The organism is Empedobacter stercoris (assembly GCF_025244765.1).
In the GTDB taxonomy this organism is placed as follows: Bacteria; Bacteroidota; Bacteroidia; order Flavobacteriales; family Weeksellaceae; genus Empedobacter; species Empedobacter stercoris.
In genome coordinates this window covers 791,829-813,236 of the sequence record NZ_CP104209.1, presented here as the reverse complement: position 1 = coordinate 813,236, position 21,408 = coordinate 791,829, and the positions used below count along the sequence as shown (strand labels likewise).

21 protein-coding genes, 1 tRNA gene and 1 pseudogene are annotated in these 21,408 nt (G+C 30.9%); 7 read left to right on the top strand and 16 right to left on the bottom strand.

All coding sequences use genetic code 11. From position 1 onward, the window contains the following. Positions 1-43: 43 nt before the first annotated feature. A complete protein-coding gene (kbl, locus tag NZD85_RS03740) occupies positions 44-1,243 on the bottom strand; it encodes a glycine C-acetyltransferase (protein ID WP_260543476.1) in 1,200 nt (399 codons plus the stop codon). A 96-nt stretch (positions 1,244-1,339) separates the two neighbouring features. On the opposite strand from kbl, the gene NZD85_RS03735 reads away from it, so the two are divergent. Next, complete coding sequence (locus NZD85_RS03735) at positions 1,340-2,251, top strand: GNAT family N-acetyltransferase (protein ID WP_260543474.1); 912 nt, start codon at positions 1,340-1,342, stop codon at positions 2,249-2,251. 53 nt (positions 2,252-2,304) lie between these two features. On the opposite strand, the gene NZD85_RS03730 is transcribed toward NZD85_RS03735, so the two are convergent. The 3 genes from NZD85_RS03730 to NZD85_RS03720 all read right to left on the bottom strand — a co-directional run bounded on the left by NZD85_RS03730 (position 2,305) and on the right by NZD85_RS03720 (position 5,305). Next, positions 2,305-2,637, bottom strand: coding sequence for a hypothetical protein (locus NZD85_RS03730; protein WP_188319859.1), 333 nt, complete (start codon positions 2,635-2,637; stop codon positions 2,305-2,307). 79 nt (positions 2,638-2,716) lie between these two features. Next, a complete protein-coding gene (locus NZD85_RS03725; protein ID WP_260543472.1) occupies positions 2,717-4,327 on the bottom strand; it encodes a glycoside hydrolase family 10 protein in 1,611 nt (536 codons plus the stop codon). Positions 4,328-4,504: 177 nt separating this feature from the next. Continuing rightward, positions 4,505-5,305, bottom strand: coding sequence for a T9SS-dependent choice-of-anchor J family protein (locus NZD85_RS03720; RefSeq protein ID WP_260543471.1), 801 nt, complete (start codon positions 5,303-5,305; stop codon positions 4,505-4,507). 319 nt (positions 5,306-5,624) lie between these two features. Between NZD85_RS03720 and NZD85_RS03715 the strand changes: the two genes are divergently transcribed. Beyond that, on the top strand, positions 5,625-5,903 hold the full coding sequence (locus NZD85_RS03715; protein WP_260543470.1) for a potassium channel family protein: 279 nt from the start codon (positions 5,625-5,627) through the stop codon (positions 5,901-5,903). A gap of 52 nt (positions 5,904-5,955) precedes the next feature. On the opposite strand, the gene NZD85_RS03710 is transcribed toward NZD85_RS03715, so the two are convergent. Together NZD85_RS03710 and NZD85_RS03705 are read right to left on the bottom strand one after the other, a co-directional pair. Further along, on the bottom strand, positions 5,956-6,690 hold the full coding sequence (locus NZD85_RS03710; protein WP_260543468.1) for a DUF2911 domain-containing protein: 735 nt from the start codon (positions 6,688-6,690) through the stop codon (positions 5,956-5,958). Positions 6,691-6,695: 5 nt separating this feature from the next. Then, positions 6,696-6,857 carry a DUF5522 domain-containing protein gene (locus NZD85_RS03705; RefSeq protein WP_159155417.1) on the bottom strand — a complete coding sequence of 54 codons (162 nt, stop codon included), beginning with the start codon at positions 6,855-6,857 and terminating at the stop codon, positions 6,696-6,698. A gap of 158 nt (positions 6,858-7,015) precedes the next feature. On the opposite strand from NZD85_RS03705, the gene NZD85_RS03700 reads away from it, so the two are divergent. The 5 genes and pseudogenes from NZD85_RS03700 to NZD85_RS14835 form a co-directional block, all read left to right on the top strand. Continuing rightward, positions 7,016-7,342 (top strand): hypothetical protein, encoded by a 327-nt coding sequence (locus NZD85_RS03700; RefSeq protein WP_171622282.1) that lies wholly within the window; start codon positions 7,016-7,018, stop codon positions 7,340-7,342. After that, positions 7,343-8,260, top strand: coding sequence for a 1-aminocyclopropane-1-carboxylate deaminase/D-cysteine desulfhydrase (locus tag NZD85_RS03695; protein ID WP_260543464.1), 918 nt, complete (start codon positions 7,343-7,345; stop codon positions 8,258-8,260). Beyond that, positions 8,257-9,336 (top strand): glucosaminidase domain-containing protein, encoded by a 1,080-nt coding sequence (locus tag NZD85_RS03690; protein WP_260543462.1) that lies wholly within the window; start codon positions 8,257-8,259, stop codon positions 9,334-9,336. The genes NZD85_RS03695 and NZD85_RS03690 overlap by 4 nt, the downstream gene beginning before the upstream one ends. A gap of 72 nt (positions 9,337-9,408) precedes the next feature. Next, positions 9,409-9,945, top strand: coding sequence for a transposase (locus NZD85_RS14840; RefSeq protein ID WP_260543460.1), 537 nt, complete (start codon positions 9,409-9,411; stop codon positions 9,943-9,945). Continuing rightward, positions 9,936-10,775 (top strand): annotated as a pseudogene (locus tag NZD85_RS14835) (IS3 family transposase); the annotation flags it as partial. The gene NZD85_RS14840 and the pseudogene NZD85_RS14835, both read left to right, overlap by 10 nt. A 121-nt stretch (positions 10,776-10,896) precedes the next feature. On the opposite strand, the gene NZD85_RS03675 reads toward NZD85_RS14835, so the two are convergent. The 10 genes from NZD85_RS03675 to NZD85_RS03630 form a co-directional block, all read right to left on the bottom strand. Then, the gene (locus NZD85_RS03675) at positions 10,897-11,853 is read right to left on the bottom strand and encodes a DMT family transporter (protein WP_260543458.1); all 957 of its coding nucleotides are present in this window, start codon (positions 11,851-11,853) and stop codon (positions 10,897-10,899) included. Positions 11,854-11,921: 68 nt separating this feature from the next. Then, a complete protein-coding gene (locus tag NZD85_RS03670; RefSeq protein WP_225540069.1) occupies positions 11,922-12,536 on the bottom strand; it encodes a deoxynucleoside kinase in 615 nt (204 codons plus the stop codon). 210 nt (positions 12,537-12,746) lie between these two features. Then, positions 12,747-13,529, bottom strand: a complete 783-nt coding sequence (locus NZD85_RS03665; protein ID WP_260543456.1) for a hypothetical protein — start codon at positions 13,527-13,529, stop codon at positions 12,747-12,749. After that, positions 13,530-14,297, bottom strand: coding sequence for a sulfite exporter TauE/SafE family protein (locus NZD85_RS03660; RefSeq protein ID WP_260543454.1), 768 nt, complete (start codon positions 14,295-14,297; stop codon positions 13,530-13,532). A gap of 67 nt (positions 14,298-14,364) precedes the next feature. Continuing rightward, positions 14,365-14,436, bottom strand: a tRNA-Arg gene (locus tag NZD85_RS03655). A 41-nt stretch (positions 14,437-14,477) separates the two neighbouring features. Next, positions 14,478-15,485 (bottom strand): acyl-CoA dehydrogenase family protein, encoded by a 1,008-nt coding sequence (locus NZD85_RS03650; RefSeq protein WP_260543452.1) that lies wholly within the window; start codon positions 15,483-15,485, stop codon positions 14,478-14,480. Beyond that, complete coding sequence (gene pnuC / locus NZD85_RS03645) at positions 15,478-16,065, bottom strand: nicotinamide riboside transporter PnuC (RefSeq protein ID WP_260543451.1); 588 nt, start codon at positions 16,063-16,065, stop codon at positions 15,478-15,480. Before pnuC ends, NZD85_RS03650 begins: the two co-directional genes overlap by 8 nt. A gap of 179 nt (positions 16,066-16,244) precedes the next feature. Further along, positions 16,245-16,598: an MmcQ/YjbR family DNA-binding protein gene (locus NZD85_RS03640; RefSeq protein WP_260543450.1), complete on the bottom strand. Its 354-nt coding sequence runs from the start codon at positions 16,596-16,598 to the stop codon at positions 16,245-16,247. Between the two features lie 90 nt (positions 16,599-16,688). After that, positions 16,689-18,140, bottom strand: a complete 1,452-nt coding sequence (locus NZD85_RS03635; RefSeq protein WP_260543449.1) for a SusD/RagB family nutrient-binding outer membrane lipoprotein — start codon at positions 18,138-18,140, stop codon at positions 16,689-16,691. A gap of 23 nt (positions 18,141-18,163) precedes the next feature. Further along, positions 18,164-21,367 (bottom strand): SusC/RagA family TonB-linked outer membrane protein, encoded by a 3,204-nt coding sequence (locus tag NZD85_RS03630; protein WP_260543448.1) that lies wholly within the window; start codon positions 21,365-21,367, stop codon positions 18,164-18,166. Between the last annotated feature and the right edge of the window lie 41 nt (positions 21,368-21,408).

Below are 21,408 nucleotides of genomic sequence, written 5' to 3'. Positions count from 1 at the left end.
AGGTAGTTTTAAACCGACCTTTTTTATAATATTTAGATAATAACTACTTAATCACTCCTAATTCTTTACCAACTTTAATAAAAGCTGCAATTGTATGATCTAATTGTTCTTTTGTATGTGCAGCTGATAACTGTACACGGATACGAGCTTTATCGCGAGGAACAACAGGGAAAAAGAAGCCGATGACATATACACCTTCAGCTAATAATTTATCTGCCATTACTTGAGATAATTTTGCATCGTATAACATAACTGGAACAATAGCAGCATCACCTTCTGGAATATCAAAACCAGCAGCTACCATTTCTTTGCGGAAGTAATTGGCATTCCACATAACTTTATCACGTAAAGAAGTATCAGTTTCTAACATATCTAACACTTGCAAAGCAGCACCAACAATTCCTGGAGCTAAAGAGTTAGAGAATAAATATGGACGAGATTTTTGGCGCAACATTTCAATTACTTCTTTTTTACCAGATGTAAATCCACCCATTGCACCACCTAAAGCTTTACCCAAAGTAGAAGTAATAATGTCTACACGTCCCATTACTTCGTTGTGTTCATGTGTCCCACGACCAGTTTTACCGATGAAACCAGTTGCATGAGAATCATCTACCATAACAAGTGCATCGTATTTTTCGGCTAAATCACAAACACCTTTTAAGTCTGCTACAATACCATCCATCGAGAATACACCGTCTGTTACAATGATTTTAAAACGATGATTTTTTTCAGAAACGGCTATCAATTGCGCTTCTAAGTCTGCCATATTATTATTTTTGTAACGGTAACGAGCAGCTTTACACAAACGAACGCCGTCAATAATAGAAGCATGGTTTAATTCATCAGAAATAATAGCATCTTCTTCAGTAAATAATGGTTCGAAAACACCACCATTTGCATCAAAAGCAGCTGCATATAAAATCGTGTCTTCCATTCCTAAGAAATCAGCGATTTTCTTTTCTAATTGTTTGTGAACATCTTGTGTTCCACAAATAAAACGTACAGATGACATACCGTATCCACGATCATCTAACATTTTTTGAGAAGCCGAAATAACATCTTTATGATCTGATAATCCTAAATAATTATTTGCACAAAAATTTAACAATGTTTGACCATTTTCTAATGTGATTTCTGCACTTTGAGGAGAAGCAATGATGCGTTCTTTTTTGAACAGTCCTTGTTCTTCTAAGTCATTTAACTGAGATTGTAAATAGTTCTGAAATTTATCGCTATACATAATAAATCACTTTTTGTTTTGATATGTTTCATACAAATATAAAGGATTACGCTTATATTTTTCGTATTTTTGTGAGATATAAAAAAATTACAATCAGTGTTTCTAATCATCATATTTAGTTTTCAGTTTTATTTTTTAGCAAAATTTTTCAAAAAGGATAAATTAAAAACAGTTTTATCCGCAGTAGGGTTGTATATCGCAGGAGAAATAGCGTTTTCTTTTGTATTTGTAATGTTGTTTGCTTCAGGAATTATTGATATTGGTGTTAATTTTAGTAGTTCATCAATGGATAATTTGATGGAGAATAGCCTAAAAATGAATAAATACTTAGTAGAAAATTACGTTACTATTGCTGTGCAAGTCTTTTTATATATTGGAATTGGAATGTTTTATTACAATTCTTTGAAACGTAAGTGGACCTTACAAATGTTAGAAGGTGCAATTGACAAACGTAAAGATGAAATGCTACAAAATATAGAAGTTAAACAAAAAATAAATCCAGTTAAACTTAATGTTTATTGTCATTTTCATACCGTTAATGAGAAAAATATACATTTAGTTCAACCTTTAGCAAGAGAAATTTGGAATGAGTGTTACAAAGATTTATTAGCACAAGATCAAATCGATTATATGATTGATATGATGTACAATAACGATAAGGTAAACGAAGGAATTGCAAACGGTGATGTTTGGGAAATTTTAAAGATTGATAATGTTCCTTCTGGTTATTTACATTATAAATTGGATGAGAATAATACAGTGTTCTTATCAAAAATTTACTTGAAAGAATCTAATCAAACCAAAGGAATTGGACAATTGATGTTGAATAGAGTAGTGGATTATGCAAAAGAAAAAGGTGCAAAAGCAGTTCATTTAACCGTTAATAAAAACAATGCAAAAGCAATTCGTTTTTATGAGAAAAATGGTTTCAAAAATATGGAATCGAAAACATTTGATATCGGAAATGTATACATTATGGATGATTACATTTATCAAAAATCAATTTAAAAGAGATAATAATCAGTATATAAAGTCATTGCATTTTTTGTAATGACTTTTTTTTATTTTAAACTATTAATTAGTTTATGATTTCTATAAATATGTAAAGATGTTTCTCCTTTATTTTTCACAATAGAGTCTCCTTTTTCAATAAATTTATCAGCTTCATCGTAAGGTAAAAAATAGTCAAAAAAATTGACTCTAACCATTCGCTTATTTCCTCTACTTTCATATTTTGTATAAATTTTTTGAACAATTCCTTTGTATTGGATTGTTTTATAATATTCATTAGGAACATAAGGTTTAGAGAAAAGAAAAAAATAACCAGCTACTCCTCCCAAAAATAAAAGAGGAATAAATAGCATTATATAAAGAATTATATTTTCTTTTTTCATTAGAAATTATTTAGAACTAAATATACAAAAACTGGACCTCAAGTTGAAGTCCAGTTTTTATTTTATATCCATTAAAATTTTAATTAATTCTTTCAGCAACGTAATCACTTTCGTTACCTATACGGTCTACAGCTTTTAGCGCAACAGCGGTTAAGCTTTTTCCATCTTTATGTTTTAAAACGGTTTGGTTCGTTTTTGTTTTATCCAATATAGAGGTTTCCCAATCGTTGTTGTAACGTGTGTACAAAATCCATTTTGACACATTTGATTGCATTTTATAATCACTCCAATTCATTACAACTTCCGATGTTTTAGCATTTACAATTAAACTTGGTTTTGCCAAATGATCTGTTTTTATCCAATTCATCGTTGGTACTAACGCTTTTGTTTTGTAAGGTCCTTCTTTTAAATAACTCAGCATCGAAGGATTTTTTGTTAAACCTGCAATACTCCAGTGAATTACACCTACATTATTTTGTAAAATTTCACCAGCCATTTTAACTTGATTTGTAATCTCCGTTGATCTGTCCGAAACTTTAACTTCAACTGTATTCAAACCAGGCCATAGGTGACGATTATGTGTGTTTTCAGATTTCCACCATTCTAATAATTTAGGAAAACTTTGCCCAGTTGAGTTAATTGGCCAATACAATTGAGGTGAAAAATAATCAACCCAACCTTTATTTAACCATAATTTTGCGTCAGCGTATAATTCATCATATTGCGAAGAACCTGTAATTCCAGAAGGGTAGCCCGGTTTCCATATTCCAAAAGGACTAATTCCAAATTTCACAAAAGGTTTTTCTTCTTTTATTTCTTTGTATATTCTTTCGATAATTGTGTTCACGTTTTGACGACGCCAATCTGCTCGCGATAAATTTCCTCCATTATTTTTGTAAACATTCCATGTTTTAGTATCAGGAAAATCTGCTCCGCCATTGTAAGAAGCATAAGGATAAAAATAATCATCAAAATGAACACCATCAATGTCATAACGAGAAACAATATCACGAACAACTTCTGAAACGTGATCTTGTGTTTTCTTATCAGCAGGGTCGAACCAGTACATTCCATTTTTCAATCTCACCACATTGTTTGGAGATTTTTTCACCATAGATTCGCTGGTTACAGAGCCACCGCTACTATGATGTGCTCGATATGGATTTAACCAAACATGCAATTCTAAACCTCTTTTATGTGCTTCTTCTACCCAAAATTCTAAGGGGTCGTAATAAGGCGAAGGTGCTTTCCCTTGTTGTCCAGTTAAAAAATAAGACCAAGGCTCTAAATTACTTTTATACATTGCATCTGCAGCCGGACGAACTTGAAATATAACTGCATTAAAATTGTTAGCTTCTAACATATCCAACAACTTTATCGCTTCATCTTTTTGCTGTGTTGTCGATAAATCTCGTTTCGAAGGCCAATTGATATTTGCAACAGAAGCCACCCATGCTGCTCGGAATTCGCGATTAACATCGGGTAATTTTACTGTAAAAATGTCGTCTTTTTTTGTAGAAATTTCTGTTTTAGGTGTAGTCGGAATTGTAGGTTCAGCAGGTTTTGTAGGTTGCTTAGTTTCTACTTTTTTATAGACTATTTTGTTCGAACTTTTATTAGATGAACAAGATGTTAATCCAATAGAAGTAACTCCAAGACACAATAAAATATGTTTAAAATTAATTTTCATTTGTTGAATGATAGATTTAGAATTACAAAATTAAGAAATAAGCCAATAGAAAACGTTTTTTTATCAATTCTTTATGAATTTAAAGCGAATAGAATGCTTACATATAAAAGCTTTCTATCCGTTTTATGTAACATTGTTTTGTAATTAAATATATGAAAATTTATCAAAAACTGAACGTTAATCTTTAATTACTTTTATTGTTTTTTTACTGTTCTCACTACTTATTTTTACCATATACGTTCCTTTTGGTATTTTTGAAATATCGACATCAATGTTAGCAGAATCGTACACTTTTTTAATTAACGTTTTACCAGATAAATCAAAAATTTCAATGTTTTTGATGTTGTGATCGTTTTTAATCGTTAAAACATCTTTTACAGGATTAGGATAATACGTCAATTTTGTTTTATTTACTTCTTGCGTAGCCAATGATTCTTTTTTGATGATAATATTATCTAAGCTTAAGTAAAATTGATCTGGATCAGAAAAGGCTCTAAAAGCAATATAATAGACTCCATCGGTAGGAACTTCAAAATTTACAGAAGCTGTTTCGTAAGGGTAATTTATAATTTCTTCATCAATCCAAAGTCTTTGTGTCATCGACTCGACATCAGGATTCAAGCCAATTAGTACTTCCATTTTTTCTGGAAACCAAGCATCAATTCCCATATAATCAAATTGTAGATTAATATTTTCGTTTGCTTTTAAATTAAGACCTTTTGAAAATAAATATGAATTAGCTGGATTATCATGAAAATAGTACATCATATAATATTTTCCTTCTGAAGGATCTGGCGTTTCTGAAGAAGCTTGATGAACGGCCCAATTGTTACCATTTCCAGCATTAATAATTGTCCATCCGTCAAGGTCCTCCGTTTCGAAAACGTACGAATAAGGTAAATCTGTGGCAGATTTATTTTGTGCATTTAGTGAGTATGTACCTAATAATAAAGTACTCAATAGTAAAATTTTTTTCATTTATTTTAGTGTTTAATTGTTTAAGAATTAGAAGATACAAAAACAAATGCTAACACAATTAAAATATTCAAAAAATAGACCTGATTTACATTAAATCTTAACTAATTCTATTATTTCTTTGAAAAAATTACGGAAAGGAATACTTTTACATCAATAAAATACTATGTTTCTAATTATATGTTTTGGAGTATTGATAATTTGTATGAATGTTATTTTACAATCAACATTTACAGTACATTCCCTTAAATATCTGCATAAATTCAATTTCAAAAACCAACGACTATCTATTAGTCATGTTTTGTGGCAAATGGCTCTATCAGTGTCTTTACTTACTTTGTTGCATGGCGCGCAATGTACAATATGGGCAGCTGCTTTTTATTTTAATCCTAATATTGATAATTTATATAGTTTTCAAGAAGCGCTTTATTTTTCATTTATAACATTTACAACAGTAGGTTATGGTGATGTAGTGATTGATAGCGAATGGAAAATATTGGCTGGTTTAGAAGCTATCAATGGAATTATGATGGTTGGTTGGTCGACTGCGTTGATGTTTTCTTATTTGCAAATCATTTTGAAAAAAAATATATCTGAATAAAAAAATCCGTTTCTTCAGTATTAAAGAAACGGATTTACTAATTTAATTTTATTTAATATTTATCTTTTTCTAATTTTTCCTTCAATTCTTTATAATAAGCTGGCGCATTCGGATCTTTTTCTAAAGCTGTATTTACCCATTTTATTGCTTGATTTCGATCCAATTTATTTGAATAATAAAAATTAGCTGAATTATAAAAATCTCTTGCAGATGAATTTTCGTTTAATTGTTCTCCAATCATTTTTAATACCGTATTAATTGTATTTGTTTCTATTTCCAATACAACGTTTACGTTATCCCAAGCCATTACCAAATTTGCAGATTTTTGCGTCACATTTGTAAAACGAATCTCGAACGTTTCGGTTTTATTATTCATGGACTTTGTTGATGGCGCTTTTACTTTCAATGCAACATTAGATTCGTTCCATTCCTTTGGATTTCCCCAGTTTTTAGTGTCTTTGTAAAATATCACATCCCAATCTTCTTTAGTTGGAATTGTATACAACGCATATTCACCAGCGGCCAAATCTTGTCCATTTACCTTAATGGGTTGATCAAATTTAATCACCGTATTTTCGTTTGCACCTGTACGCCAAACTTCTCCGTAAGGAACTAATTTTCCGAAAACCTTTCTTTCATTTACATTTGGTCGATTGTATTCTACTTCAATTTCAGTTAATCCCACTTTTTGTTCAACTTCTGCGTGAGAACTTACCAAAGGAAATTTCATTTGTGCAAAAGCATAACTTCCTATGAATAATGCGAAGACTGTTGATGTTATTTTCATATAAATTATTTTTTATTTTTTATTTTATCTGTTTTTTTGTCGTATCCATACGGGCAATGTTTGCAACCACTTTTACAACAATATCCTCTTTTTTTAAGGTATTGTGCAGTGAAAATTCTAAAACCTTCTGGAGATAAATAATAATCTCCTTCTTCAAACTTCTTCATTTCTAATGCTGTGAAATTACAACTTTTATCAATTATTTTTCATCAATATCATGATGATAATACTTAGTCAATTCCTATAAAGTTACGATTTTTAAAGCTTTTTTTAATCAATATCTCTCAGATTGCTTAATTTTGACACAGAATCGAGTTAGTAAATCATGTTTGTAGTTGTTTTGAATCGTTTATTTCGCAAGAACTTTATTGGAATTACCATTTTTCCGTTTATTTTTTTGAGAGATAAAAAATTAAAGAATGATACTGTTTTAATCAATCATGAAACCATTCATATTATTCAACAACTCGAACTTTTAGTTGTCTTTTTTTATCCTTTTTATTTGATAGAATATATGATTCGATTAGTTCAATACCGTGATCAACACAAAGCGTATCGAAATATTAGTTTTGAGCGTGAAGCGTATGCAAATGATCATAATTTGAATTATTTAAAAGAACGAAAATTTTATAGTTTTCTAAAATATTTGTAAATGATTTGGAACGATTATAAAGCTCAAATACAGCCGATTGATATTACGCATATAACTTCTCAGAAAATTCAACTTTCTATTTTGAGAGAAGATTTAATTCATCCTGAAATTTCTGGAAATAAATACCGAAAACTAAAATATAATTTTATTGAAGCTGAAAAATTGGGTTTCAAAAAATTAGTAACATTTGGAGGTGCTTTTTCTAATCATATAGCAGCGACTGCTGCGGCAGGTAAAATTAATGATTTCGAAACAATAGGCATTATACGAGGAGAAGAGTTAATTGATAAAATTGATGAAAATCCAACCTTACGTTTTGCTGAAAAATGCGGAATGCAGTTGCATTTTATTTCGAGAGAAGAGTATAGGAAAAAAGATGAAATTAAATTTTTAGATGATTTAAATACTAAATATCCAGACGCTTACGTTATTCCAGAAGGAGGTACAAATGAGTTAGCTATAAAAGGTTGCGAAGAAATTTTGTATGCAGATTGTTTCGATTTCGATTATATTGCTTCGGCGATCGGAACTTGTGGAACAATTGCTGGTTTGATTGAAAGTTCTAAATTGCATCAAAAAATAATAGGCTTTCCAAGTTTAAAAGGGAATTTTATTCCAAAAGAGATAGAAAAATTGACAAATAAAACGAATTTTACTATTTTTAACGAATATCATTTTGGCGGATATGGAAAAGTTTCGGATGATTTAATTACTTTTGTAAATGATTTCAAGCGAATTAACCATATTCAATTGGATCCTATTTATACAGGAAAGATGGTTTTTGGTATTTTCGAATTGATTAAAAATCATTATTTTAGTGATAACTCTAAAATTCTTATCGTTCATACAGGCGGACTACAAGGAATAGAAGGGATGAATAAACTTTTAAAAAAGAAGAATAAAAATATTATAGAATGAGAAAATTGTTGTACGTTTTTAGCTTTGTTTTGACCATCTCAACACAAGCCCAAGAAAGTAGAGACATAACTTACATTCGAAAACATGCTATTTTAGCTGTTGAAGAAATGCAACTTTACAAAGTTCCGGCAAGTATAACTTTAGCACAAGGTTTATTAGAAACAGGTGGAGGGCAAAGTAGATTAGCTGAGCAAGCAAATAATCATTTTGGTATAAAATGTAAAGGACCAGCAGAATGGTCGTTGGATAAACCAAGAATTTACCACGATGATGATGCAAAAGGCGAATGTTTCAGAAAGTATCTTTCAGTTGAAGAAAGTTACAGAGATCACTCAGAATTTTTGGCATTAAGACCCTATTATAAGGCTTTATTTAATTTGGATCCAACAGATTTTAAAGCTTGGGCTCATGGATTAAAAAAAGCTGGTTATGCAACAGATTCAAAATATGCGTTTAAATTAATCTCTCGAATAGAAAAATATAATTTAGATCAATTTGATAAGATTTCAGCTGAAGAAGTTTTTGCTAAGTTATACGCATTATATAACAATCAAGATGATTTGATGTTAGCGAATAATTCTTCTAAACAGATGAAAAATGAGCCTAAATCAATCAAAGAAGAAGTTATTTTAGCTTCTTACCAACCCAAAGAAAATATTGTAGAAAAGAATGAGCCTATTGTAAATAACAAAACGGTTGTTTATGAAACTCGTCCTCAAAATCCAACAACTCGCATCAAAAATCACAAGAATAACATTCCTTATATTGTTGCACAAGCTGGAGAAACGATAGCGACAATCTCTAAAACGTATAATAAAGTTCCTTCTGATATTGCGAATTTCAATGAAATACAAATGGGATCTAAGTTGAAAGATGGACAAATTGTATTTTTTGGAAAAAAGAAAACAAAAGGTTCTGATTATTCGTACAAAGTACAAGAAGGTGATGATATGTACACGATTTCTCAGCGTTTTGGCGTAAAAGTTAGTAGCTTATATAAACTGAATCGTATGGAGCCAGGTGCGCAACCTAAAGTTGGACAACGAATTAATTTAAAAACTAAAGTTAGAGCATAACTTACCTTATCAAACAAAAAAAGCTTCCTTTACACTGCCCCCAAAAAGTTAGACACTTTTGGGGGCATTTTTATGGCAAGAAAAGTAAAATATGATGTAACATACAAGTTGCGATGTGTCAAAGAAGTTTTAGAAAAACATCATTCAGTTCATTCTATATCACATCAAGAAGGTATTTCAGAAAGTTTATTGCGTAAGTGGATTACTGATTATCATAATCAAGGAGCTTTAGGTTTAGAACCTAAGAAAAACCAAACGTATAGCGTTGAATTTAAGCTAAAAGTTATTAAGTCTATAACCAAACAGTTTCTTAGTTTGCGTGAAGCTCGATTGAAATTTAATATTCCAAATGAATCGGTTATTGTAAAATGGCAAAAAGATTTTGCTACCTTTGGAATAGATGGTTTACAACCCAAACCAAAAGGCCGTCCCAAGACTATGAGCACATCTAAAGGTAAACCTGTAAAATCAAAACAACCATTATCAAGAGAAGAAGAACTATTGTTGGAGATTGAACGTTTACGTTGTGAGAATGCACTCTTAAAAAAGTTCAATGCCTTAATTCAAGCCCAAGAGGAAAAACAAAAGAAACTTGGACGCAAGCCATAAATGAATTAAGTCCCGAATTCCATCTAAATCTACTTTTAGATTGTACACATATGGCTAGAAGCAGCTTTTACTACCATATTTCACGTAGTAAAACAGATAAATACGAGGAATTAAAACTTAAGATAAAATCCATTTATCATCAGCATAAAGGACGATATGGCTATCGACGAATTACCGATGAATTAAGAAAATCAGGAACTGTCATCAATCATAAAACCGTTCTTAAATTGATGAATAGCTTAGGATTAAAGAGTTTGATTCGAAGAAAAAAATACAAATCTTACAAAGGAGAACAAGGAAAGATTGCTCCAAATATATTACACAGAATATTTAAGGCTGCTAGACCCAACCAAAAATGGGTAACGGATATTACCGAGTTTAAAGTAAAAGATAAAAAACTATATTTATCACCAATAATGGATCTGTACAATCAAGAAATTATCAGCTATGAGTTAAGCGAACGACCTGTTTTTAATCAAGTAACTCAAATGCTTAAAAAGGCATTTAAAATAACGAAAGACACTAAAGATTTGATATTACATTCAGATCAAGGATGGCAATATCAAATGAAACAATATCAGGCTTTATTAAATGAAAAAGGAATCATACAAAGTATGAGTAGAAAAGGAAATTGCTTAGATAATGCTATTATCGAGAATTTCTTCGGAATACTGAAATCGGAACTATTTTATTTACAAAAATTTAATTCTATTGAAGAGCTAAAAAAAGAAATAAAACAATACATTTACTATTACAATAACGATAGAATAAAATCGAACTTAAATAAAATGAGCCCGATACAATATCGAACTCATTTTTATAATTATTAATTTTTAATCTGTCCAAACTTTTGGGGGCAGTCTACTTTTGGAAGCTTTTTTTGTTTGATATATATTCAATACCATCATTTCTTGAAATATATTTTTTGACAACAATCGTGTGTATTATCAATTAACTTTTAGTGAAATTGATGTTCGAGATAATAATTGCAAAAATAATAACGGCAATTCCAGTCCATTGAATGGCTAAAACTTGTTCTTGTAAAACGATGAATGCCATGGTTACAGAAACGGGTAATTCTATAGAAGCAACAATACTTCCTAATCCTAAACCTGTATTTGGAAAACCTTTGTTTAATAAAATAGGAGGTAAAACTGTTCCAAATAAGGATAAAAACAATCCCCATGTATAGAAAATTTTCAGGTTGAGAGGATGTATTCCAGTTTTATCATCAGAAAAATTACGGTATAAACTCATTAAACTCTCTGAATAATAAGGTCCTAATTGGCTAAAAAACACAAATAATGCAACAATTATTCCTCCTCCATACAGCATATACAAACTTTTTTTGTAAGGAGGTAAATAATTCGCCATACTATTTGAAGTAAACATGGTTGTGGTAAATGAACAAGCTGCTAAGAACCCCCAGAATAATCCTTTTGGATTTAATTCTACGTCTTGGTTAATTAAGTTTGTAGCCATTGCGGTACCAATTAATACCAAAATCATAGCGATTAATTTTTTGGCCGAAGGAAATTTTTTAGTCAATATACTTTCCACCAAAATACTCAACCAAACTGTTTGCATCAACAGTACGATTGCAATTGATACATTGATATATTGAACTGATAAATAATAAAATAAACTCGTAAAACCTAACGATGTTCCTGCTAAAATAAGCCGTTTTTTATCTTTCGGTTTTACTTTTGGAATTGAGTTATTTTTATTCGCCATAATCAAATTAATAATCAATAAGGATATAATTCCTAAAACAAATTGTGAAGCTGTAACTTCTGCTGTCGTGTAGCCTTTATCGTAAGCGACTTTTACAAAAGTGGCAAGCATTCCGTAGAAGCTTGCGCCCATAGCGACAAACAAAACTCCCTTCAATAAATTTTTATTTTCCATAATTTTTTTTCACAAAAAAGGCTTGATTTTTTTAATCAAGCCGTGCAAGTTACTATATTTTTCACGAACTAAAAAAGTCCATTAATTTCTCCTTCTATCTTGTTGAAGATGAAACCTAAATCTTCTTTGTTTTCTACAAAATCTAAATGATCTACATCAATAACTAAAACTTTTCCTTCTTTGTAATTCGAAATCCATTTGTCATATTTATCATTCAAACGACTCAAATAATCAATACTAATAGAGTTTTCGTAATCACGGCCACGTTTCTGAATTTGAGCTACCAAAGTCGGAATAGAAGCTTTTAGGTAAATTAATAAATCAGGTGCTTCAACAAAACTTGTCATTAAGTTGAAAACACGCAAATAGTTATTGTAATCTCGTGTAGACAAAAGTCCCATATCATTTAAGTTGCTCGCAAAAATATGCGCATCTTCATAAATAGTACGGTCTTGGATAATATCTTTACCACTTTCTCTAATTTCTTTCACTTGATTGAAACGACTTCCTAAAAAGTAAATTTGCAAATTGAACGCCCATTTTTCCATATCATTGTAAAAATCATCCAAATAAGGATTCATTTCTACATCTTCAAATTGAGCTGTCCAGTTGTATTGTTTTGCTAAAAGATTTGTTAGAGTAGTTTTTCCTGCTCCAATATTTCCTGCGATCGCGATATGCATTTTCCAATTATTTTAACGATTGCAAATATACTAAAGCTTAATTTTCAAAACAAAATCTAAGCTGTTAACTCATAGAAAAATCTTTTATTAGAAAAAAATTATTCCGATTGATTTATGTGTTTTTATTCAAAAGAAATTAAAATTAATCTTTTGATTTGAGGAAACTTACAAGCAGTTGTTTTGATTTAAATTATTGATTATTAGTTGTTTTTATTTTAATATTTCGTAATTTTTTACCCTATTTCCATCAAACGTATAAAAGTTAGTTTCGTTAAAAGCCATACTTTTAATGTTTTTCAATTCTATAAGTGTAGTTGAATTTTGATTGATGATATTTTTCGAAATTAGCATATTGTCTTTTATGTAAAAAATAACATCTTTATAAAAATAGTAAGCGGAATCTTTGATATTTATCTCAAAATTAGATTTAAAATTACCATAATCATCATAGATGTAAATTGTTTGTTGACTTTTTAAGTAAACTAAATTTTTATATACATGAATTTTTTCAATGGATTGATCGTTATTTTTCAAATAAATCTGCTTTGAAATTAGAATAGGTTTCTGCAATTGATAATTAAAATAAACCAATTTATTTCCGATAATATCATAAAACCAACAAAATTGATTGTCAACCACTTTTAATGCAATTGGCATATAATCGGTCGATTTTAATTGAATCATATCTTGAATAGAGTTAAGATTCTCATCCAAAATGGTGATTTGATTAAAATTTGAATAGATATAAGTTCTTAACGGATTTCCTGTGTCAACAGTTGTGATTACATTTTTTAAATCAACAATTTTGTTTTTATTCGACTGAAATATTTTTTCAATTTTCGTATCCGAAATCAAATAGAGCGAATTATTAAGATCGGTATCAATTGTATTTACAGTTTTGTTATTGGTTATAAGCGAATCTTTCAATACAAATTTCTGCGCTAAAACATTTAAACATACCGTAACAAAAATGATGGATAAAATGGACTTCATTTACTTGAAAATTACTTCGTAACCAAATCTACAAATTGAGAGTAGGATTACCAAAATAAATATGTAACGAATGAATTTGTTTCCTTTGTTGATGGCTAATTTTGCTCCAATAAAACCACCTAAAGCATTGCAAACAGCCATTGGTAAAGCGATTTTCCAAATAATTTGTCCTTTGATTAAAAACAAACAAATCGAACCAAAGTTGGTAGCTAAGTTAATCAGTTTAGCATTAGTATTTGCTTTCAGGAAGTCCATTCCAAGTAATGTCACAAATCCTAAAATAAAAAATGTGCCCGTAGCAGGACCAATAAAACCATCATAAAAACCAACTGCAATACTTACGATACAACCATTTATAATTGCGATATGATAGGGGATTTTGCGTTCAGTTGCTTGGCCAAAATCTTTTTTGAAAATGGTATAAATTGCTAGAATGATTAAAATGACAAGTAAAACAGGTTTCATGAAATCGTTGTTAATAACCGTCAATAATTGCGAACCTAAAAATGCAGAAATAAAGGCACAAGTTGCCATGATAGCAAAGAGTTTCCAATCTATTTTTACTTTCTTTAAATATTGAGAAGTCGCTAAAGCTGTTCCACTAAATGCAGGAATTTTTAGTGTTCCGATAACCGTAGAAACGGGTAAATTTGGTAAGAAAGCCAGGGATAAAGGTGTTTGGATTAAACCACCTCCACCAACAATAGAGTCGATAAAGCCAGCAAAAAATGCAGCAGTACACAGATAAAATAGAATTTCGATTTCCAAAACTGAAAAATTTTGGCAAAGGTAAAACTTGAAACTTGAATTAGATGTGTTTTGAAATTTTATTTTGTGACCACGATGAGATTCGAACTCATACTGTCAGAACCGGAATCTGATATTCTATCCATTAAATTACGCAGCCTAATAAAATATTGACAAATATAGATAAATAGAGAGATATATTTAAATTACTTGTCTGAAATTTCGATGTTGAGTTGCTGTAAAATAATCTCGAAAAATTTGATTAATTTCTTCATTTGATTTTGAGGCTTTTATACCAAGCTGTGGATAAATTGATATGATATGTTGTGTAATCTGTGCTACGGTCTCAATTCCAAAAGCATGAATTTCAGTGTCTATTTTATCTAAAATAAAAGAATTATTGGCTAATAAATCTTCTATATGTTTAGCATATTCATTAGATTTTGACGTACAGTTTTTTAGAAATTTATCAAAGTTAGAAAGTTGATTTGAAGGTATAATTTCTATACTTTTTTCGATAAAATGTTCCGCCATTCCGATATAATTAACCAATAAAGTTAAATCTGCAAAAATTCTAAATGGCACTTTTTCGACTAAATCATCACTGTAAAAATGATTGTAAATAAAGCTATAATCTTGATGAACGACTTGATTTTTAACCTCGAAACTATGAGAGGAAGTTGCAATCATCCCCATTGATTTCCATGTCGAAATTAATTGTACTTGTGATTTATCTAAAATGAAAGAGATGAATTTTGGCTCATTGTTTTCATCAAGAACTTCTTTTCCTTTCTCTAAAATTTTCGCATTTATCGTAAAATGAGTGAGGTAAGGCGCGCCAGTTGCATAATGCCACAAACCATTTATGATATAATTTTCTCCTATCTTTTCTGCCGTACCTCCCAACATACCACTACCGCCGAAACAAGTTTTTTGAGTAGAAAATAAATCAAATGCAATATTGGGTTGAAGATTTCTTGAGAAATAATTTGCGCCACTACATAAGGTAACAAACCAGCCTAAACTTCCATCAATTTTAGCAACTGATTGAAGAATTTTTAATCCTTCGGAAAAAGGTAACCCAAGTCCGTTGTATTGTTTTGGCACCCAGATATTCAACCAATTCTGATTGTAAATATAATCGAGAACCGTTTGGTTGAACGTTTCTTTATTCAATAATTCTTTTCGAAGTGAATTGATATTATGCATTGTTTTGGTTTAAAATTTTCTTCCAATTAAAATATCCAGAAATGGCAACGCAGAATAAAATCAAGGATAAAACAGCATATAGGTACAAATCTTTGTGAATCATCAACGGGATAGAAATAATATTACTAATGTTAAGAAGAATCCAATTTTCGAGTTTTCGTTTTGCCATCAACCACATGCCTGCCCATGCAAATGCACTAACCAAAGAATCCCAAATAGGAACATCCGAATCTGTGAAATGCGTTAATACCAAATAAAATATTCCGAAACTACCTAAGACGATTCCTGAAACAATTTTCCATTCTTTTTTATTGGTTTTTGTAATTTCTATTTCGTGAGTTTGTTTTCCGTATTTCCAATACAACCAACCATAAATACTCATTATCAAATAATAAATATTTAACATAAATTCGGCATATAGCTTCGAATTAAACATGACGAAAAGTGTCAAAATAATCCCAGCAATTCCGAAAAGATAATTTTTAGGATTATTAAATCTCGCCAAAAGGACTTGAAAAATTGAAAAAGTAACACCCAGCCATTCTAACCAAGTAGTTTGTAAAATAATTTCCTTCATCATAATTTTTTTGTTGATGAGGAGATAGAAGTTATTGCTAACATCAATCCCTCCGCCAGTATTACCTGGATCAGGTGTAGAACAAAATGTTCTTGGGTATATTCTCAGCCAATTTTTAGCACCCCATTGAATTGCGAAGATGGAAAGATCTGTAGAGATTTCCAAAAGAAAAGGTTAAAAAATTAATCGTTTAGTAATTCTGGACGTTTAGATTTTGATAAAGTTAAGATAACTAAATTGTATGAATCTTTTATCCATTGTTTTAGTTGAGTATCTTTTACATCTTGGTTGATTTTTACAGTATTCCAATGTTTTTTGTTCATGTGATATCCTGGATTTACTGCTTCATAAATTGATCTTAATTCTATTGCTTTATCAGGATCACATTTAATATTTACTGAATCAAATTCATCAATATTACACAAACAAAACATTTTACCCGCAATATAGAAAACTAGTGTCGCTTGATCAAAAGGAAATTTTTCTTCTACCAAAGGTAACCCTAAACAAAAATCTCTTAACTCTTCAATGTGCATCGTTTAACAATTTTTAAGTAAGGTACAAATAAAACGAAAACGACCTTGCAAACAAGGTCGTTTTCTATAAAATATGAAATGTAACTGCAATTAGTTGACATCCCACCAAACACGCGTATTGATATCGTCGGCTCCCATTTGTTGAATGGCCTGTTGGTAGCCTTCAGGGTTGTAATTTCTGACACTTGTTGGATAAAGTAAACGTCGAGGCATTTTCTGATCATTCAACATCGTTGAAGTTTTTGGTAGAGTAGGGAATCCTGTACGTTTATATTCAAACCATTGTTGGTAATCAGTAAAGAACAAAGCAAAATATTTTTGTTCGATAATACGTTCTAAAGAATTATTGTATTTTATTTTTTCGTGTTCTAAGAATTCTGTAGTGGGCTCGGAGTTTGTCCACAAAACGACAGCTGCTCTAACAGCATTTTCATAATGTGTTTTTGCATCGCCACCTAATCCTTTTTGAGCAATTTCGGCTTTAATAAATTCTACTTCTGCATAAGTCATCAACGGAATTTTCATAGGTGCAACAACAATTGCATTATTCGGTGATGAAGGATTGAATTTAAAATCTGAACTATTTCCTTCATAAGCAGCAGGAACACCCTTATAACCTAAAGAAGAACCATCAAGATTAGAAGCTTTGTTCACTAAAAATGGTAAACGAGGATCGTTTGTTTCGTTCATTTTTTCTACAAAAAATTCGGTAAATGTACGACTATCTCTATAATCTTGTTCTCTTGGCCAAGGCGATAAACTTGGTGCTAAACCAGAAATTTGTAGGATAGCAGATTCAGATTCAGTTTCGAAAACTGGATAAGTTGTCGGATTGTCGATCATTTTTTTGATCTCTGTTAATGCAGAAGCATCACGATTAGAGATTCTTAGCAATAATCTCATTTTTAATGAATTGGAAAATTTTTTCCAACGTGTAATATTGATATTTTTTTCACTGCTTGGGAATAATATATCACTACCATATTTTAATCCCAAATTAGTCACATACAATTGATTTGCTTGTTCTAAATCGTTTATTAATTGGTTGTAAATATCTTCTTGACGATCAAATTTTGGTTTTGTAATTCCTTCTTCTGCTTTTGCAGCTTCAGAAAAAGGAACGTCACCAAACATATCAGTTAGATTAGAAATAACTAATGAACGTAATGTAAGTGCGATTGCCTCGTAATTTACATCTCCTGCTTTTTGAGAAACTTTTAGCATTTCTTCTAAATTCACCAAATTTTTATACGCATTATTCCAAGTAGAATTACCTGTTCCATTGGTTACGTCGTAGCGATGAAGTCCCATTGCATTACTTGGATAAGGAAAATGAACTTGCATTAATTGTGCTGTGATATCGTAGTTTTTTAATACGTTGTTTTCTGCTAAATCATAAATAACAGGATTTAAAACTGAACCAGAATTTATTTCAGTGATTAAGTTAGGATCTTCGTTAGCTTTCTCAAAATCATTTGTACAAGAGAAAGTAGTTGATATAATGGTTAAGGCGAAAAATAGTTTGATTGAAATTTTTTTCATTTTAATAAATTGAATGTTGTAAATTATAACGAAGCTTTTAATGTAATTCCGTACGTTGCAGTTGAAGGCATTTGTCCCATTTCAACTCCAGGAGCATATGTACTTCCGTTTAATGATGCTGTTTCAGGGTCGTATAAAGGGAAATCACTAATAGTAAATAAATCGCGGCCATATACAGTTAGAGATAAAGCTTCTAAACCTGTTTTAGATAATAATCGTTTAGGAAAATCGAACGTTAAACTAACATCTCTTAATTTTAAATATGAAGCATCGAAAGAATTAGATTCGACGTTTGCTCTTCGGTTATATTCTTTATAATAAGTCGCTACATCAGTTTTTGTTGTATTCTGAGAATAAGTACCATCAGGGTTTAAAACTACTCCATCACCAATAATAAAACCATCTTCTCGACCTGGTAAAGAATCAGCTAATTTTCCTTGTTCCATCATTTTGTGATATGTTTGAGAATAAACAATTCCACCATATTGACCATCTAAAGTAAAACTGAAACGGAATGTTTTAAATTTGATTTCGTTTGTGAATCCTGCTCTCCATTTTGGTGTAGCGTCACCAACATATTCATTCAGTCCATTTTTGATTGGAACACCAGTTTTTGCATCATAGATAATTTGTCCAGCTTCATTGCGAACAAATTTTTCTCCATACAAAGCAGTAGAAGAACCTCCGATTTTCGCAATTTGATAAACCGTTCCTGATTGTCCTAAAATCATTTGATCATCCTCAATTCCTTCTACCAAAGATTTTACTGTGTTTTCATTTTTAGTCCAAGTTCCAGTCATTTTCCAGCTGAAATCATTTGTTTTAATTGGTGTGTATGAAGCAGCTAACTCAATTCCTCGGTTTTCAATTTCACCACCATTTACAACTCTTTTCGAGTATCCAGTTGTGATATCATTTGGTAATTCGAAGATTTGATTTTTTGTACTTTGTTGGTAAAGTGTAAAATCTATACTTAATCTTTTCTTGAATAATAATGTTTCAAAACCAGTTTCCCAAGATGTAGTAGATTCTGGTTTGATATCTGGATTGAATAATCTTCCTGGAACAACTGCAGATCCAGCAAAATCGCTTTGACTATAATATCTACTTGTCCATCCTGTTGTACCTCCGTTACCAACTTTCGCAAATGATAATCGATATTTTAAATAGTTGACAGGTCCTTTTATTTTGAATAGATCTGATAAAATAAAACTTGATGAAACAGAAGGATAAAAGAAAGAACTGTATTTTAATGCTACAGAAGAGTTCCAATCATTACGACCTGTGATATCGACAAATATCATGTCTTTCCAACCAAAAGATGCCATTCCATATAATGAATTTTCTTTTAAATTTGAATCATACGTTCTTGCAAAAGGAGAAGTTAAGCCATTTGCGAGTTTGTACACTCCAGGCGATGCTAATCCATCAACCCATGCGGTTAAATTTCTGTATTCATAATTTTTTCTATTACCTCCAACATTCGCACTGAAACCGAAATCACCCCACTTATCTGTATAGTTCATTAAGAAATCGATATTTGTTTCTGTCTTAGAAATATCTTGTCTTTTGTAATATCCATTTGGGGTACGATTCATATCAAACGGACGTTTTTGTTCGCGCAATTGTGTATAGGTATTAATGGCAGGACGTAACATTAAACTTAACTTGTTACTCAACTTGAAATCAGCTCTAATATTTCCGACAAGTTGATTGCTACTCATTGGATTAACCGCTTCGTAAGCAATTGCGTAAGGATTATCCATATACGAACTAAAAGGACGAATTATTTTTACACCATCATAATTATTTTTCCAAATTGGTTTGTACCAATTCAAATCTACGTTTGGATTTTGAAAAATCATGAAATATGCAATCGAACCATTGTTGTAACCCGTTCCTGGTAAGTTGTCACTCGTTTTACGAGTATAGTTTAATGCAGTCGATACTTTGATGCGATCACTTACTTGATAATTACCATTTATTGCAGCTGTGTAGTTTTCGTAGCCTGTATTTGGCATAATCCAACTATTTTTTTGATGTCCAATAGAAGCTCTAATACTTCCTTTGTCATCACCACCCGAAAGAGTTACAGCATTGCTAAACGTAAAACCTGTTTCCCAAAAACTTTTTCTGTTGTCTTTGTATGGACGCCACAGCGTTCGTTCAAGGCCTTGTTTTTCTAAATTTGGATCGTATTGATAGAAATATTGACCATCAAATTTTGGTCCAAAAGCAGATGATGTACTTCCTGTGTTTGGTCCATCCTCAGAAGCTTGGTACGAGTAATATGGATTACCATTTTTGTCAAAACTTTTTCCCGCTCCTTGTCCATATTCGTATTGAAAATCTGGCCAATTATTTATAACATCTATTGCAACAGTTGATTTATATTCTAAGCCTAATTTTTTTCCTTTTTTACCAGATTTAGTTGTGATGATTAAAGCTCCATTTGCAGCTTTATTTCCATATAAGGCAGCAGCGGCAGGTCCTTTTAAAACAGTTACACTTTCGATGTCAGATTGGTTAATATCAGAAATTCCATTTCCAAAATCAATCGGAGAATCATCACCCATATAAGCAGTGCTATTTCCAGATGATGTCATTTCAGTACTCATCGGAACGCCATCAATTACTATTAATGCATAGTTTTTAGATTGATCAATAGAGTTTGCTCCACGTAAAATAATTTGTTGTGAATTAATTGGTCCATTACCACCTGAAATAATATTTAGACCAGCAACTTTTCCTTTTAATCCAGAAGACCAGTTATTTGCTTCCGCGGTAGCAAGTTCCTCCGAACTTATATTTTGTTGCGCAAATCCTAATTTTTTTTGTTCACGTTTTATTCCCAAAGCCGTTACAATAACCTCATTCAATTGATTGGCTTCTTCTTGTAAAGTTACTTTTACTTGAGAACTATCTTTTGGCGAATATTCGACATATTTGTGTTGAGAAGAATTAATGATTAAAGTTGGCTGTGCAACATTTGTCGCTAAAAATTCAAAAAAACCATTTTCATCTGTAAATGTTTTGTATGAAGTTCCTTTGATGATTATCTCTACATCAGCTAAACCAAACCCATTTTGATCAACGATTTGACCTTTTATTGGATTTTGATAGTGCGAAATAGATAGATGAGAAATTGTATTATCGTAAGTTTTAGCATTGGCGTGTAAACTTAAAAATCCACCAAGTAGGAGTAGTGGTAATTTTAATTGCTTCATATCTATGGAAATAAATTGTTTATGTGTTAAAAATTTTAACA